The organism is Massilia suwonensis (assembly GCF_042655665.1).
In the GTDB taxonomy this organism is placed as follows: domain Bacteria; phylum Pseudomonadota; class Gammaproteobacteria; order Burkholderiales; family Burkholderiaceae_D; genus Telluria; species Telluria suwonensis.
Genome location: NZ_JBHSMR010000008.1, coordinates 39312 through 55139, shown reverse-complemented (window position 1 = coordinate 55139; position 15828 = coordinate 39312). Strand labels below are relative to the sequence as shown.

The 15828-nt window shown below is 66.5% G+C and carries 15 protein-coding genes and 1 pseudogene; 7 read left to right on the top strand and 9 right to left on the bottom strand.

All coding sequences use genetic code 11. The features are described from left to right. Positions 1-5: 5 nt before the first annotated feature. The gene (gene nudC, locus ACFPQ5_RS03755; protein ID WP_379751922.1) at positions 6-824 is read left to right on the top strand and encodes an NAD(+) diphosphatase; all 819 of its coding nucleotides are present in this window, start codon (positions 6-8) and stop codon (positions 822-824) included. Here nudC and ACFPQ5_RS03750 read toward each other — a convergent pair. Then, entirely contained in the window at positions 821-1729 is a 909-nt protein-coding gene (locus ACFPQ5_RS03750; protein WP_379751921.1) for a hypothetical protein, read from the bottom strand. The genes nudC and ACFPQ5_RS03750 overlap by 4 nt on opposite strands. A 148-nt stretch (positions 1730-1877) precedes the next feature. Between ACFPQ5_RS03750 and folE the strand changes: the two genes are divergently transcribed. The 3 genes and pseudogenes from folE to ACFPQ5_RS03735 all read left to right on the top strand — a co-directional run bounded on the left by folE (position 1878) and on the right by ACFPQ5_RS03735 (position 3642). Next, positions 1878-2444 (top strand): GTP cyclohydrolase I FolE, encoded by a 567-nt coding sequence (gene folE / locus ACFPQ5_RS03745; protein WP_379751920.1) that lies wholly within the window; start codon positions 1878-1880, stop codon positions 2442-2444. Positions 2445-2516: 72 nt separating this feature from the next. Continuing rightward, positions 2517-2792, top strand: a pseudogene (locus ACFPQ5_RS03740) (transposase); the annotation flags it as partial. A gap of 241 nt (positions 2793-3033) precedes the next feature. Next, positions 3034-3642, top strand: coding sequence for a phosphatase PAP2 family protein (locus ACFPQ5_RS03735; RefSeq protein WP_379751919.1), 609 nt, complete (start codon positions 3034-3036; stop codon positions 3640-3642). On the opposite strand, the gene ACFPQ5_RS03730 is transcribed toward ACFPQ5_RS03735, so the two are convergent. Then, on the bottom strand, positions 3639-4049 hold the full coding sequence (locus ACFPQ5_RS03730) for a hypothetical protein (protein WP_379751918.1): 411 nt from the start codon (positions 4047-4049) through the stop codon (positions 3639-3641). The two genes, ACFPQ5_RS03735 and ACFPQ5_RS03730, sit on opposite strands and share 4 nt — an antisense overlap. A gap of 172 nt (positions 4050-4221) precedes the next feature. Here ACFPQ5_RS03730 and ACFPQ5_RS03725 point away from each other — a divergent pair, with 172 nt between their 5' ends. From ACFPQ5_RS03725 to ACFPQ5_RS03715, 3 genes are read left to right on the top strand one after another with little or no spacing between them, the layout of a single operon-like run. Further along, positions 4222-4779, top strand: coding sequence for a (2Fe-2S)-binding protein (locus tag ACFPQ5_RS03725; protein ID WP_379751916.1), 558 nt, complete (start codon positions 4222-4224; stop codon positions 4777-4779). A 9-nt stretch (positions 4780-4788) separates the two neighbouring features. Then, positions 4789-5775, top strand: coding sequence for an FAD binding domain-containing protein (locus tag ACFPQ5_RS03720; protein WP_379751915.1), 987 nt, complete (start codon positions 4789-4791; stop codon positions 5773-5775). Further along, a complete protein-coding gene (locus tag ACFPQ5_RS03715; RefSeq protein WP_379751914.1) occupies positions 5772-7982 on the top strand; it encodes a xanthine dehydrogenase family protein molybdopterin-binding subunit in 2211 nt (736 codons plus the stop codon). Before ACFPQ5_RS03720 ends, ACFPQ5_RS03715 begins: the two co-directional genes overlap by 4 nt. A gap of 97 nt (positions 7983-8079) precedes the next feature. Here ACFPQ5_RS03715 and ACFPQ5_RS03710 read toward each other — a convergent pair whose 3' ends face one another. The 7 genes from ACFPQ5_RS03710 to ACFPQ5_RS03680 form a co-directional block, all read right to left on the bottom strand. Beyond that, entirely contained in the window at positions 8080-9510 is a 1431-nt protein-coding gene (locus ACFPQ5_RS03710) for an efflux transporter outer membrane subunit (protein WP_379752389.1), read from the bottom strand. 2 nt (positions 9511-9512) lie between these two features. Next, positions 9513-10397 carry an efflux RND transporter periplasmic adaptor subunit gene (locus ACFPQ5_RS03705; RefSeq protein ID WP_379751913.1) on the bottom strand — a complete coding sequence of 295 codons (885 nt, stop codon included), beginning with the start codon at positions 10395-10397 and terminating at the stop codon, positions 9513-9515. A gap of 10 nt (positions 10398-10407) precedes the next feature. Next, a complete protein-coding gene (locus ACFPQ5_RS03700; RefSeq protein WP_379751912.1) occupies positions 10408-10614 on the bottom strand; it encodes a DUF1656 domain-containing protein in 207 nt (68 codons plus the stop codon). Further along, positions 10611-12647 (bottom strand): FUSC family protein, encoded by a 2037-nt coding sequence (locus ACFPQ5_RS03695; RefSeq protein WP_379751911.1) that lies wholly within the window; start codon positions 12645-12647, stop codon positions 10611-10613. Before ACFPQ5_RS03695 ends, ACFPQ5_RS03700 begins: the two co-directional genes overlap by 4 nt. A gap of 5 nt (positions 12648-12652) precedes the next feature. After that, the gene (locus tag ACFPQ5_RS03690; protein ID WP_379751910.1) at positions 12653-13117 is read right to left on the bottom strand and encodes a MarR family winged helix-turn-helix transcriptional regulator; all 465 of its coding nucleotides are present in this window, start codon (positions 13115-13117) and stop codon (positions 12653-12655) included. A gap of 128 nt (positions 13118-13245) precedes the next feature. Continuing rightward, complete coding sequence (locus tag ACFPQ5_RS03685) at positions 13246-13875, bottom strand: HAD hydrolase-like protein (RefSeq protein ID WP_379751909.1); 630 nt, start codon at positions 13873-13875, stop codon at positions 13246-13248. Between the two features lie 42 nt (positions 13876-13917). After that, positions 13918-15786 (bottom strand): AI-2E family transporter, encoded by a 1869-nt coding sequence (locus ACFPQ5_RS03680; RefSeq protein ID WP_379751908.1) that lies wholly within the window; start codon positions 15784-15786, stop codon positions 13918-13920. Positions 15787-15828 lie beyond the last annotated feature (42 nt).

Genomic DNA, 15828 nt, shown 5'->3' with positions numbered 1-15828 from the left:
CGACGATGCTGAAAACGCCCGCTAGCTTCACGCCGCTGATGGCGCCGCAAGACCATCCTGATCCCCTGTCTTTCCTGTTCCACGGCGGGCGCCTGCTGGTGCGCGAGCACGACCTCGCCCTGCCCGACGCCGCTACGCTCGACCGGATCGGGCTCGATCCGGCGAACGTACAGCCGGTCGGCCTGCTGGGCGAGCGCTATTGCCAGGCCGGCTGGCTGGAACACGAGGAACTGCCGCAGGGCTACGCCTGGCGCAGCCTGCGTTCGCTGTTCGCCGACTTCGACGAGGAACTGCTGGGCCTGGCCGGACGGGCGGCACAGATCGCGGAATGGGCGCGCACCCACCGCTTCTGCGGCGCCTGCGCCCATCCGATGGCGCGCGTGGCGCACGAGCGCAGTTTCAAATGCGGCCATTGCGGCCACCTTGCCTACCCGCGCATTTCGCCGGCGATGATGGTCCTGATCCGCAAGGGGGATGCCGTGCTGCTGGCGATGCACGTCGCCTCGCCCGCAAAACGGTTTACGCCGCTGGCCGGCTTCCTGGAAGCTGGGGAGTCGATCGAGGAAGCGATCCACCGCGAGGTGTACGAGGAGGTCGGGCTGCAGGTGACGAACCTGCGCTACTTCGCCAGCCAGTCATGGCCCTTCCCGCATTCGCTGATGATCGCGTTTACGGCCGATTACGCGGGCGGCGAAATCCGCGTCGATCCGACGGAAATCGCCGAAGCGCGCTGGTTCGGCCCGAATGACGAATGGCCGGAGCGCGTGCCGCACATCTCGGTGTCGAGTGTACTGGTGGACGCGCACCGGCCGCCGGGGCCTTAAGCCTGGTTCGGAAGTGCCGGAGCGGTGCGCACCTCGATCGCTGCCGGGATCGCGCCGGAACTGGCCACCTGCACCTGCACGCTGTCGTCGGGGCGTGTCCCCGTGCTGCGCAGCTGCACCGCGCGCTGCAGCAGGTCGAACCAGAAGGGTGCGCCGAACAGGGTGGTGGAAGCCGTCACGATCCAGCCGGCGACCTGCAACGCGAACGCGGTATCGAGCAATGGCGGAAAACTCGACCAGCCGATCGGCAGCGCCCACAGCTGGCGCAGGGTCTCCGCATCGAGCGCGGCGGGAGCGGCCGTGATGTGGGCGGCCAGCTGCGGCTGCTGCCACAGGGTGCGGAACAGGGAGATGCTGTCGATGTTGAACAGGATCGCCAGCAGCAGCGAGATCAGGAAGGAAATCAAGAGCTGGCGCCGTTTATAGCTGCCCGACAGGCGCTGCATCGCATTGTCGAACCAGCCCGCCACCAGCAACTGAAAGCGCTCGAGGTCGCCCCCGGCGCGGGCATATAGTCCCTGCAGCGCGCGCCGCACCTGCGGATCGGAGACGGCGTCGATGTCGGCGCCCAGGCGCGCGAAATTGCCCGGCACGTGCTGGATGCTGTCGATCAGCGCGATCGCGAAATAGCCAGGTTCGATGTAGGATGGCCGCGCGGCCAGTTCGCGCTCGCCGACCGCCTTGCCGTTGCTGTGCGGATTGACCAGCGGATGCGCGTACACCATCTGCGCCAGCGCGGTAAAACGCGGGTCGTTGAGCATGCTTTTGATGCCGGCGAGCAGCGTGTTGGCACGCAGCCGGAAAGCCGCCGCCAGCGCTTCCTGCACGGTGGCCACGATCAATGCCACCGTTCCATAACAAAACGTCAAACCGATTGCCAGTTCCAGTACCGAGCTTCCGAACATAGGCCGCCTCCATCATAGATAAAGAGCTAAACCACGCTAGCGCATCCCTACAACAGATGAGTCTGGTTTGCTCAAGAAAACGGCAGCTCCCGGCCGTCTTCGCCCGTTTTCTATATACTGGCGGCAATCGAATTTTTAGGGTTCTCCCATGTCTTACAAAGAAGAATTTACCGAGAACGACTGGCGCCGCCTGCTGGCCAGCCTCGGTGAAGATCCGGACCGTCCCGGCCTGCATGAAACGCCTGCACGTGTAGCAAAAGCGTGGAAGCACTGGACCTCCGGTTACGACCAGAATCCAGTCGAAGTGCTGAAGGCCTTCGAGGATGGCGCCGAGCAGTACAACGAATTGATCGTGGTGCGCGGCATCCCCGTCTACAGCCACTGCGAACACCACCTGGCGCCCTTCTTCGGCAAGGCGACTGTCGGCTATCTGCCCAACGGCAAGATCGTCGGCCTGTCCAAGCTGACCCGCCTGGTCGACATTTTCAGCAAGCGCCTGCAGGTGCAGGAACGCATGACGATGCAGATCGCGAACGCGCTGATGGAAGTGCTGGAACCGAAGGCCGTCGGCGTCGTCGTGAAATGCCGCCACATGTGCATGGAAAGCCGCGGCATCCGCACCCAGGGCGAAGAGACGATCACGTCCTGCATGCTGGGCGAACTGCAGCCGAATCTCGCATTGCGCACTGAATTCCTGGCACTCGCGCGCGATTAACCAAGGGGCCTTCGGGCCTGCCGGGAACCTGTTCCGAAACTTTCCTCTCAAAGCTAATTTGGGGAGAACGACATGGCCAGGCCCGCATTCCCCAGCGATATTGGGCGCGAGCAGTTCGAGCTGGTACGCGACATGCTCGAGGCGGCGCGCCGCAAGACGCGCCCGCGCAAGCACGATCTCTACGACGTGTACTGCGCGGTGCTGTACTTCCTGCACACGGGCGCCGCCTGGCGCAGCCTGCCGCGCGATTTTCCGCCCTGGCGCACCGTCGACGAATATTTTACCCAGTGGACCATGCTGCGCGACGGCGAACGCACCCTGCTGGAACAGACGCTGGATAAACTGGGACGCGACACGGAGTTGACCCAGTTGCATCGCCTGCTGCAGCCGCGCTGAGGCAGCAGGCCTGTGGCGATGCGTTTGTACGACGCTTCCGCATGAAAGTTCCCTCACCGCCAGCGTAAAGACTGATCTTTATCAGGCCTGCGTTGTCTGCGCCGGCGTCTTGTCACAATCTGTTGCGATTTCGAATCGTGCGCTTCTGGCGGCTGAGCTAAGCTGGGTTCTTGTCTTTTCTTCAAGCCCGGCCATGTTCGACTACCTGAACCAATCCCTGTTCGCCATGTTCAACGCCGCGCCTGGCCTGTCGGGCTGGCGCCTGCATGGGGCCATCTTCGCCGCCGAATGGGTGGTCATGATCGTGCCGCTCGGCCTGGTGCTGATGTGGACCAATGGTGCGCCGGGCCAGCGCGAGGCGGCCGTGCGGGCCCTGCTGACGGCCATGGTGGCGCTGACGATGAGTAAACTCATCGGGCTGGTGTGGTTTCATCCGCGCCCCTTCATGGCCGGCATCGGGCAGAATTTCCTGATGCATGCGCCGGACAGTTCCTTCCCGAGCGACCACGGCACCGGCATGTTCTCGGTGGCCCTGGCTCTGATGCTGAGCCAGCTGCGCGAGGTGCGCCGTTTCGGCATGGCCTTGCTGGTGCTGGGTGTGGCGGTGGCATGGGCCCGGGTCTTCCTCGGCGTGCACTGGCCGCTGGATATGGTGGGTGCCTTCATCGTCGCGGCCTTCGCCGCGATCCTGGTCGATACCCGTATCGGCGAAGGCTTGGCCAGCACGCTGGAAACGCTGATGCAACATGTCTACCGGCGCGTGCTGGCAGCGCCCATTGCCCGCGGCTGGCTGCGGCCTTAAGTCTTCGGCGCTTCCGGCTCCGCCTTCTCGAAAATCAGCTTCTTGTTCTCGTCCAGGTGGAACAGGCCGATCGGCTCCCCGGTCACCTGTTCCGGCGCTTCCATCTCGCTGCAGCCTTCCAGTTCCACGCGCCAGGCTTGCTCGCCCGCGCGCAGCGTGTAGATGTTTTCGCCCGAGCCGAACAGCTCGATTTCCACGTCCGACATCGGCAGCTGGCCCAGCGGGATGCGGCGCTGGCAATCCGGCATGCGCGTGGCGATCAGGTCGAGCGTGACGTCCTTGTTCCAGAAATGTTCCTGAATCGCGCGCACGGTCAGCGCGTGCTGGCTGCCGTCGATGTAATAGGTGGCCGAGTCGTCGACGCAGCCGGCGAGCAGCAGGGGAGTCAGGAAGAGGAGTTGTCGCATGCATGGATTCCAGGTTGCGGCGCTGGGCGCGCCCTGGGCAGTATAGAGCGTGTCTTTCTTGCCATGCAACCACGCAGGCACGGCATCGTTTCCGCATGGCTCCCGAACACCCCGTTTTTGCGAATTCGGCGATGATGAAATTCCTGATCTCTTCCATCGAGACGAGCGCAAAATGCCAGACGACGACCAGACATCCATGGCGCACGCGATGGCGCCCCCCCACGTTCCCGCGCTGCCGCTGACGCTGCGCATCAACGGCAGCGACCACCAGTTGATGGTCGAGCCGCGCGTCAGCCTGCTCGACGCCCTGCGCGAGCGCCTGCACCTGACCGGTACCAAGAAGGGCTGCGACCGCGGCCAGTGCGGCGCCTGTACCGTGCTGGTCGACGGCCAGCGCATCAACTCCTGCCTGACCCTGGCCGTCATGCACGACGGCCGCGAAATCACGACGGTCGAGGGAATCGGCCAGGAAGGCGCACCGCACCCGGTGCAGACGGCCTTCATGGACCACGACGGTTTTCAGTGCGGCTATTGCACACCGGGCCAGATCTGTTCGACGGTCGCCCTGCTGCGCGAACTGGCCGAGGGCCAGGCCAGCAGCGTGACGCAGGGCGAACGGCCGGTAGCCTTCAGCGAGGACGAGATCCGCGAGCGCATGAGCGGCAACCTGTGCCGCTGCGGCGCTTACCAGAACATCGTGGCGGCGATCCGCACCGCTGTGGGCGCATAAGGAGGCGGCGTGCATTCGATTTCCTACGAAAGGGCGCGCGACGTCGCCCATGCCATCGAGCTGGGCAGTACGCCGGGCAGCAAGTTCATCGGCGGCGGCACGAATCTGCTCGATTTATACAAAAGCGGCGTCGAGCGGCCGGTGCGGCTGATCGACGTCAGCCGGATCGCGCTGAACGGGATTGAACGCTTGCCGGATGGGGGCGTGCGCATCGGCGCCATGGCGAGTAACACGCAGGCCGCCAACCATCCGCTGGTGCGCACGCCCTACCGCGTGCTGTCGGAGGCCATCCTGAACGGCGCGTCGGCTCAGCTGCGCAACATGGCGACCGTCGGCGGCAACCTGCTGCAGCGCACGCGCTGCTATTACTTCACCGATCCGGCCTTTAAACAGTGCAACAAGCGCGAGCCGGGCAGCGGCTGCGCCGCCCTCGACGGCTTCAACCGCATCCACGCCATCCTCGGCGCCAGCGACGCCTGCATCGCCACCAATCCCTCCGACATGGCGGTGGCGCTGGTGGCGCTCGACGCCGGCGTGCGCCTGGCCGGTCCCGAGGGCGAGCGCACGCTGCCGGTCGCAGAATTCCACCGCCTGCCGGGCGACGAGCCGCAATTCGACAGCGTGATCCGGCAGGGAGAATTGATCATGGCCATCGACCTGCCGCCGTCTGCCTTCGCCGCGCGCTCGCACTATCTCAAAGTGCGCGACCGCGCGAGCTACGCCTTTGCGCTGGTGTCGGTGGCCGTTGCGCTCGACCTGCAGGATGGCGCCGTGCGCGACCTGCGCCTGGTGCTGGGCGGCGTTGCCCATAAACCCTGGCGCGCGCTGGAGGCGGAAGACGTCTTGCGCGGCCAGGCGCTGGGCGAGGAGGTGATCAAGCGCGCGGCTGCGGCTGCCGTGGCCGGCGCCCAGCCTCGTCAACACAACGCATTCAAGGTCGAGCTGGCGCAGCGTGCCATCGTGCGGGCGCTCCATTCCGCGGGAGGAATCGCATGAAGATCGTCGGCGCACCCATCAACCGGACCGACGGCTGGGCCAAGGTCAGCGGCAGCGCGCGCTATTCGGCCGAGCACCAGGTCGCGGGACTGACCTGCGCCTGGCTCGTCACCAGCACCATCCCAAGTGGACGCATCAAGCGCGTCGACACGCAGGAGGCCGATAAAGTGCCGGGCCTGCTCCTGGTGATCACCCATGAAAACGTGCTGCAGCTGCCGAAGGAAACGAAAGCGGGCAAGCTGTCGCCGCCGATCGGGCGGGTGCTGTCGCTGCTGCAGGATGCCGAGGTCCACTACAACAACCAGCCGGTCGCCGTCGTCGTCGCGGAAACGCTGGAAGCGGCGCGTGAAGCGGCTTCTCTGCTGCGCATCGAGTACGAAACGGCGCCCGCGCGGCTCAACTTCGAGCAGGCCAAGCAGCAGGTGCATCCGCCGGAAAAGGTCTTGACCGAAAAGCCGGATACCCGGCGCGGCGATCTGCAGGCGGGCCTATTGTCCGGCAGCACCAGCATCGACCTCACTTACCGCACGCCGGTCGAGCACCACAACCCGATCGAGCCGCACGCGACGATCGCCGCCTGGGAGGGCGAGCAGCTGACCCTCTACGACTCGACCCAGTACATGAAGGGCGTGCAGAAAACCGTGGCCGCCACGCTCGGCATCGAGCCGGAAAAGCTCACGGTGTTGTGCCCGTATGTCGGCGGCGGCTTCGGCTGCAAGGGTTCGGTGTGGTCGCACGTGGTGCTGGCCGCGATGGCGGCGAAGATGGTGGATCGTCCGGTAAAACTGGTGCTGGATCGTCCCCAGATGTTCGGCCCGGTCGGGCAGCGTCCCGTGACCGAGCAGCGCATGCGCCACGCCGCCATGCACGACGGCCGCCTGACGGCCAGCAGCCACGACACGGTCGCCTATACCTCAATGATCGAGGACTGGATCGAACCCTGCGGCCTCGTCACGCGCATGATGTACGAAGTGCCGAACCAGGAAACCTCGCACCGCCTGGCGCGCATGCACCTGGGTACGCCTACTTTCATGCGCGCGCCCGGCGAGGCCTCCGGCTCGTTTGCGCTGGAATCCTCGATGGACGAGCTGGCGTATGAACTCGGCATCGACCCGCTGCAATTGCGCCTGCAGAATTACACGGAACGCGACCCCGGCAAGGATTTACCGTACTCCAGCAAATCCCTGCGCGAATGCTATGAGCGGGGCGCCGAACGCTTCGGCTGGAGCCGGCGTAATCCGGCGCCGCGTTCGATGCGTGAGGGAGATACACTGGTGGGATGGGGCATGGCGACGGCCACCTATCCGACCAACCGCTCGCAGGGCAAGGCCTCGGCGACGCTGCATCCCGACGGGCGCGCTGTCTTCCGCTCGAGCACGCAAGACCTGGGCACCGGCACCTATACCGTCATGACGCAGATCGCCGCCGATGCGCTGGGCGTGCCGGTCGACCGCGTCGAATTCGAGCTGGGCAATTCGCAGCTGCCGGAGGCGCCGGTGTCGGGCGGCTCGACGACGGTCGCCAGCGTCGGCCCGGCGGTGCAGGCGGCCGGTCACGCCTTGCGGCTCAAGCTGGCCGGCATCGCCATTGCGGACGAAGGCTCGCCGCTGTTCGGTCTGCTCGCCGACGAGATCGATGTGCACGATGGCGAGCTGTTCGTGCGCGCCGAGCCGTCGAAGCGCGAGGCGATGGCGGCCATCGTGGCGCGCCATGGCGGCGAACCGGTCGAGGTCGAGGCCAGCGCCGATCCGGGCGACACCAGCGAGCATTATTCGATGCACGCTTTTGGTGCAGTGTTTGTCGAAGTCCACGTCGACGAATTGCTGGGCGAAGTGCGGGTGCCACGCGTCGTCGGCGTGTATGGCGTGGGTAAATTAATGAACGCGAAGACCGGACACAGTCAGCTGATGGGCGGCATCGTCGGCGGGCTCGGCATGGCCTTGTTCGAGGAAACCGTGTTCGACCTGCGCAACGGGCGCGCCGTCAATGGCAACCTGGCCGAATACCACGTGCCGGTGAACGCCGACATCGGGCATATCGAGGTGGAGGTCGTGGAAGAAGACGATCCCCATGTCAATCCGCTGGGGGCGAAAGGAATCGGCGAGATCGGCATCACCGGCGTGGCCGCGGCGGTGGCCAATGCCGTATATCACGCGACGGGGAAGCGGATTCGAAGCTTGCCGATCACGCTCGACAAGTTGTTGTGATGATCGAACGGTGTAACGCGTGGAGTCAGGACTCCACCCTACGAGTACCTCTGAATGTAGGGTGGAGTCCCGACTCCACGCGTCACGTGCGCCAGATTTATTGAGCAGCCTCTTCCCAACCACCACCCAACGCCAGGAACAGGTTCACCTGATCGCTCGCCAGCTTCGCATTCGATGCCGCCACCGCCGCTTCGTTCGACGCCAGCGTGCGCTCCGCATCGAGCGTGGTCAAAAAGTCGGTACGCCCAAAACGATACAGTTTCGCAGCCTGCGTCGACGCGAGCGCGCTCTGCTCGCGCGCCGCCGTCAAGGCTGCATGGCGGTCGAGTTCACGCGCATAGTTGGTCAGCGCCGTCTCCGTTTCGCGCAGCGCATTCAACACAATCCCATCGAAGCGCGCCAAGGCGGCCTGCGTCCCCGCCTCGGCCTGCGCGATGTGCATGCGCGCCGTGCTGGTGGAGGGCAGCGACCACGAGATCAGCGGCCCCAGGCTATAGCGCCAGGTATTGCTCTCGCCCAGGCCCGACAGGGCGCCCGTGCTGCCGGCCGACAGCCCAAGACTGATCTGCGGATACAGCTCGGCGGTCGCGACACCGATGCGCGCCGTGCTTGCGGCGAGTACCCGTTCGGCCTGGCGGATATCCGGCCGGCGCCGCAGCAGGGCCGCGCCATCGCCGACCGGAATCGCCGCAGCCAGCACCGGCACCCGTTCGCAACTTGCTACCGCCTGCGGGAAACGCGCCGGCGTCTCCCCGGTCAGGACGGCCAGCCGGTACAGGGCCGTGCGGCGCTGCGCTTCCAATGGCGGCAGGGCAGCGCGCAATTGTTCGAGCTGGCCGAGGGCGCGGCTGTTGTCGAGGGCGGTACCGCGTCCGAGTTTCACGCGCTGCGCCGTCGAGCGCACGAACTTGTCTTGCAGTTCCACCGAGCGGCGCGCGATCGCGATCTGCTGCCCGGACGAACAGGCCTCGAGATAGGCGCGCGTCGTCTCGGCGGCCACCGTCACGCGCGCCAGGTCGCTGGCGGCCTGGGCGGCGTCGGCATCGGCGTTCGCCGCCTCGACCGCGCGGGCGATCTTGCCGAACAAATCGAGTTGATAGGAGACGTGCAGGCCGGCGTCATAGCTGGCGCGGTCCGGCAAAGCGTGACCGACGCCGCTGGCGGCGCCCGCGGCGCGCCCGAAGCCGGGGGAGGCGGAGACGTCGGCGCTTGGCCGCCCGAGCTGCTCGGCTTCCTGCACCACGGCCTGGGCGCGCGCCAGGTTGGCGGACGCGACGCGCAGGTCGGTGTTGGCCGTGAACGCTTTTTCCACGAGAGAGTCGAGCGTGCCGTCGCGGTACAGGCGCCACCAGTGCCCCGGCAGCGCTTGCTGGCTGAAGGGTTTTTCGGCGGCGCCGGCAAATGGGGCAGCCGCATCAAGCCGTTTCACGACGGCTTGTTCCGGCACGGTGTAGTTGGGGCCGACGACCGTGCCGCAGGCCGCCAGCAGCAGCGGCAGCGCCGCCAGGGGAAGCAGACGGGTACGCATCATCACGACACCTTTTTAGAGGCCGCCGGCAGCACCTGCACGGTCGCCGTCTGTCCCGCCACCAGGCGCACGTTGTTCGGCACCGGGTCGAGGGCGACGCGCACCGGAATGCGCTGGGCCAGGCGCACCCAGTTAAAAGTCGGATTAATGTTCGGCAGCATATTGGTGCCGGTCGTGCGGTCGCGGTCCGAAATGCCTTCGGCAAAGCTCTCGACGTGGCCGGTCAGTTGCTGCTTCGCGCCCATCAGCGAGACGGCGACCGGATCGCCCAGGTGGATCGCCGCCAGCTTGGTTTCCTCGAAATACCCCTCGACGTAGAACGAGCCGCGGTCAACCAGGGCCATCACTGGGTGGCTGGCGCTGACATAGGCGCCGGCGCGCAGGTCCAGGTTCGTGACCGAACCGCTGACGACCGACACCACGCGGGTGCGTTCCAGGTTCAGGCGCGCCGTGTCACGGTTGACGACGGCTTGCGCCAGTGCCGCACGGGCTTGCTCGACGCGCGATTGTCCCTGCTCGCGCGTTTCCTGCGCCACCAGCTCGTCGAGCTGGACGTTGCGGCGCGCTTCGCGTTCGGCCTGCCTGAGCGCCACCTGCGCCGCCTGCTCGGCGGCCTCGGCCTGGCGCAGGGCCAGTTCGAAGCGGGCGCGGTCGACCTCGAACAGGACGTCGCCCGCCTTTACCTGCTGGTTGTCGTGCACGAAGACCTTGGTCACCTGGCCGGTGACGTCGGGCGCGACCTGCACGACGTAGGCCTTGACGCGGCCGTCGCGGGTCCAGGGTTCGATTTCATAGTGGCGCCACAGCTGCCAGCCCGCGAACAGGGCGCCGGCGGCGGCGAGTACCGTGATGCCGACGCGGGTAAAGCCTTGAGGAGAAAATTTCATATCGTTTACATTAAAACCAGTTGGAACCAATAAAGACGAGGCTGCCCAGTACGATCACGAACAGCGAAAAATCGAACAGCGCCGGGTGCCACACATGGCGATAAAAACCGGTGCGGGCCAGCAGCGCGCTGCACAGGCGGGACACGCCGAAGGCAAGCAGGGCCAGCAATAACAGCGGCGGAAAATAAATGCCGTAGAGGCTGACTTCACCGATCATCGGATTTCCTTTTCGAGCAGGGCGGAAGGTTCGTAAGGGGCCGCTTGCGGGAACAGGTCGCGCCGCATGCCGGCCAGCGAGGCCAGCGCCGTGCCGCGCGCGCCGGACACCTGCGCCGCGCTGACCGAACGCAGCACGTTGTCGAGCGAGGCCAGCAGGCGCGCTTCCGCCACCGGCTCGATGTGCGGACGCGCCTCGAAATGCTGCGACAAATGTTCGAACAAGGCCCACAGCGCGGCCTGGCTGCGGCCGAGTTCGCTACGAACGGCAAGCAGTTGCGTCATGTTCAGGCCGATGCGCAGGTCGACCAGGGCGTCGCTCGCCTGCAGATCCTGTTGCGGACCGGCCAGCGCCAATCGCGGCGTCAGGAGGGCGATGCGGTCGACCATGCGCGCCGAAAATTCCGGCACGGATGGAACATGGCGGCCGTCGCCGATGCGAATCAATTCTCCCCAGCCGGCACGCAGCAGGCGGCGCGCGGTCCAGCCGGCGCCGACGCTGCGGAACACGCCGATCACCAGCACCGCCAGGGCCAGGCCGGCCAATTGCGCCAGCGTGGAATTGATGAAGGAGGCGGCGTCGGCCGTGTTCGTGTCCTGCAGGGCCAGGGTGCCGGCGATGCCGAACATGAAGGGCATCGCCTTGCCGAAGGTGCTGGGACGCGCGATCAGCACGCCCAGCAGCAGGAAGGCCGGGGCGCAGGCCAGCACCAGCATCTCGAAACTGTGGATCGCCGGCAGCACCGCCAGCAGGTAGAACGCCGACAGCGGCACCGAATAAATCGTCCAGACCAGGAAACCTTTAATGAAAGGCACGGGGTCGTCCTGGGTGGCGAAGAAGCAGGACATCACGGCCGCCATCATCGGCATCGCGGCGCCCGAAGGCCAGCCGGTCAGGATCCAGAACGCGCAGCCGGCCAGCGTCGCGATCACGGCGGCAGCGGCCGACACCAGGGCCATGCCGCGGTCCAGGTGCAGGGCCTGCGCTTTCACGGGCGGCAAGTGATAGGCGGTTTCCGGCAGGGCGCCGCTGGCTCCCTGGCCGATGTGGGCGCGCAAGGCTTGCGTGTCGACGCAGACGTCGACCAGCGCGCGCAGGCGGGCGGCCAGGTTCAGTTGCAGCAAATCTCGCCAGTCGGCGTGGCGGCCGGCCGCGGGTGTGAGCTCATCGATGGCCTCGCGCAGGGCCTGGGCCGTGACCGGCGGGATGGCATCCTTGCGGGTGCCGGTCCAGGCCGTGATGTCGGCCAGCACGGCGCGCCAGCGCGCATCCGACACGCCCAGCTCGCGCAGCGCCTGCAGCCGGTCCTCGATCGAGGACAGCAGCGGCACCATGGCCGCCAGGCGTTCCTGCAGCGCGTGGATCGCGTTCGCCGTCCAGCGCAGGTGCGAGGTGTCGAAGGGCAGGTGAACCGCCATCATGCGCAGTTCGGTGATGTCGCCGGCCAGCTTGCGGCGGTCGAGCGAGTTGTTGCCGTTCGCGGCGGGCGCCAGGGCGTCGCCGATCCAGGCCTGGGCATCGCGCAGGGCGTGATCCAGGCGCGCCAGCAGCACCGGCGCAAAACCCTGCGGGAACACCAGCGAGTGCACGACGGTCGCGCAGCTGATGCCCAATAAAATTTCCTCGACCCGGGCGAGGGCAATATCGAAAATGGTGCCCGGTTCGTTGACGGCCGGGAAGGCGATCAGTCCGGCCGTATAGCCCGCCAGCATCAGCACATAGGAACGCGGCGTGCGGTCGAGCAGGGACACGTACAGGCAGCCGCCCACCCACAGCGCCAGCACCAGCGACAGCAGCTCGGGAGAATTCGCGAACAGCGGCACCAGGATCACGGTGGCCAGCGCGCCCAGCAGCGTGCCGGCGAAGCGGAACACGGCTTTCGAGCGGGTGGGGCCGGCAAAGGGCGCTGCGACGATGTACGCCGTCATCAGAGCCCAGAATGGTCGCGGCAGTCCGATGCGCATCGCCAGGTAAAGCGCAAGCATCGCTGCCGCAAAACTTTTAATCGAGAACAGGGCCTCGTTTTTCGACATCCACTTCACGCCTGCCGGTCTCCGCTATCCGGCTTGCCGATGCGCGCCTGGATGCTGGTCAGCACGCGCAGGCAGGCGTCGATGTCTTGCGGCGACACGCCTTCGAACACGCTGCGGCGGAAGGGGATCAGGGCTTCTTCCATCTGCGCAGCGCGGGTGCGGCCTTCTTCGGTCAGCTGCAGGATGCGGGCGCGCCGGTCTTGCGGGTCCTCGTGCCGCTCGATCAGGCCGCTGTCGATCAGCAGGTCGACCACGCGCACCAGCGAGGACGGTTCCAGGCCAAGGGCGTCGGCTAGCACGCCGGGACGCACGCCATCCTGGCCGAGGCGGCCCAGGATCAGCACCGGTAACGCGGTTGCCTGCGACAGGCTGTACCCGGAGGCGACCTTGTCCGCCATCGATTTGTAGGCGCGCGACGCGTGGGTGAGCGTGGCGGTGAGCTGGATCAGGGTCTGGTCGAAGGCGTCCATGGTGTCGGCATTTAATTTGATTATGAAAGTTTAGCATGCGAAGTAAATTCTTGCAGGCAGCGCGCCACGGCGCCAACGGCGCCGACGGCGTCGGACGATGCGGATTCCGGATGTGCGGTGTGTTTTGGTTACAGGTGAGGAATCGCCGCCAGCGAGGCGGGCAAGTCAAACTCATGCTCCGGCGCCACCTTGCGCAGCACCTCGATCGGTGCATAGCCCCAGTGCACAGCCGCAAAGGCAACACCGGCACGGCGGGCGGCATCGGCATCGGTAGCCTGGTCGCCGATGTAGAGCGCAGCCGAGGGCGCCGTCGCCGCGCGTTTGAGCACCTTGCGGATGCGCGCGGTCTTGCCGAAGATCGACATGCCGCATTCGTATTGGCTGATCAGGGAAGACAGGTCCGGCCCCAACACCCGGCGCACATTGTCTTCGGCATTCGAGGAAACAATGGTCAGCTGGATATCGCCGCGTGCCAGTTCGCGCAGGGCATGTTCGACTTGCGGAAACAGGCGCACCTGACCCGCGTTCTCGCGCATCAGGGTTTTAAACGATGCTGCGGCCAGCGGCAATTTCCACGCCGGCATGCCGACGTGGCGCATGATCTCGCGCGTATCGAAATGACGCAGGCGCTCGACGTGTGTATGGTCGATGCGCCGAAAGCCGTGTTCGTCAGCGATCCGGTTGAAGACGCTGAGGAAGAACGGAAACGAGTCGGCTAGGGTGCCGTCGAAGTCGAAAATGGCGAGGCGGTAGCGCATGGCGCTTCCATGATACACAGGCTGAGGTAAGGTAGCGCACCCTCAGGCCTCGGTGCGCTCCGGCACCACGAAGGCCAGGCTTTCCTCGAACGAGCGCAGCACCATGTCGACGTGCTCCTGCACCACCGCCTGGTTCGCCGCCGTCTCGCCGAAGGGCAGGCGGATCGTCACCAGTAAGGCGTTCGGCAGGCCGGCGCGCAGTTCGTCGGCCACGCGCATCCACTGCTCCAGCGTCGCTTCCACCGGGTAGATCAGGAACACGGTCGAAATCAGGTCGGCCTTGTCCGGACCCGGATTGTCCTGGTCGGCGCCGACCACGACGCTGCGCGCATCGACGTCGAGCTCGCGCAGGGCGCGCACCAGCAGTTCCGTCAGCAGGTCGTCGCGCTCGGTGCCGAGACCGGCACACAGCACGATGGAGTGCGAAGGGACGTCCAGCGAACCCTGCCAGCGGCCCAGGCGCGCTTCGCGCATCTGGCGCAGGTGGGCGCCGACATTCGCGTCCAGCAGCGACACGCGGCCCTTGCGGCGCTTGCGCATCGGCTCGCTCGACACCGGGGTCAGCGTGGCGGCGACGTCGGCGATCGTCGTGCGGATGTGCGCGGCCTGCGCCGTCTCGAGGTGGCCGGTGCGCTGCTCGGCTGCCGCCATCGAAATCCCCGGCAGCAGGATCTGGTCGCAATAGCGCGCGAAGCTGTGGCGCTCGAGATAGCTGCGCGCGTCGGAAATGATACTGTGTGTCTCACCCGCGAGCACGCGTTGATAAAAGCGCTGGGCCACGTTCACGTTCGGCACGTCGCCCAGCAGGATCGTGATCGGCTCCAGCGCGCGCACGTGGCGGCCCGCCACTACCAGGCACAAGGTCAATGGCGTCGACAGCAGCAGGCCGACCGGCCCCCACATCGCGCCCCAGAACAGGGCCGAGACGATCACCGCCAGTGGAGACAGCCCGGAGCTTTGCCCGTACACCTTGGGCTCGACCACGTTGGCCACCATCAGCTCGAGCGCCACGAACATCGCCAGACAGGACAGCGCCATCGTCCAGCCTGGATCGATGGCGGCGACAAAGATCGCGATCAGCACGCCCGCCACCATGATGCCGACATAGGGCACGAAGCGCAGCAGGCCGGACAAGGCGCCCCAGAGAAGCGCATGCGGCACCCCGAAGGCCCACAGCAGCACCCCGACCAGCGCCCCGAAGGTCAGATTCACGACGAACTGCGACAGGAAGAAGCGCGACACGCCGCGCGTCGCGTCCGACAGCGCGCGCACCGTACGGCTGATCTCGGCCTGACCGGCCAGCCGGATCACGCGGTCGCGCAGGGATTCGTGTTCGAGCAGGATAAACACCAGCAGCACCAGCACCAGGCCGGTTTCTCCGATCGGTCCCCAGGCCAGCGAGAACAGGCGCGCCAGCGTATCGCGGGTGGTGGCGCGCGGCGCGCGGATCTCGACCGGCAGCGGCTGGTTCGCGCTGGTGGTCAAGGTGCCGCGGCGCACGGTGACGGGCGGCGGCGGCGCTACGGGCGATTGCGGCGCGACGGCGCTGAGTTCCGCTTCCAGGCGCGCGAAGGGGCGCTCGGTCAGCTCGCGCACGCGTTCGATTTTTGACTTGATCGCCGCGCGGTATTCCGGCAGGTCGCGCGTCACCGCCACCAGCTGGAAGGCGAGCACGGTGCCGACGCCGACCACGCAGGCGCCGGCCAGCAGCACCGACACCAGCGTCGCAGGCAGGCGCGGCAGGCCGACGCGGCGCAGCGAGCGGATCAGCGGCGCCAGCACCAGGCTCAAAACGGTGGCCAGCGCCAGCGGCTCGAGCACGTCGCGGCCGAAATACAGCAGGCCCAGGATGCAGGTGGCGGTGACGACCGAACTGGCGGTCAGTTTGCTGAACAGGCTAGATTCGCGCATCGGGGCAGTGCTGTCAAAGGACGATCGGTGGAGGGCGGTGCA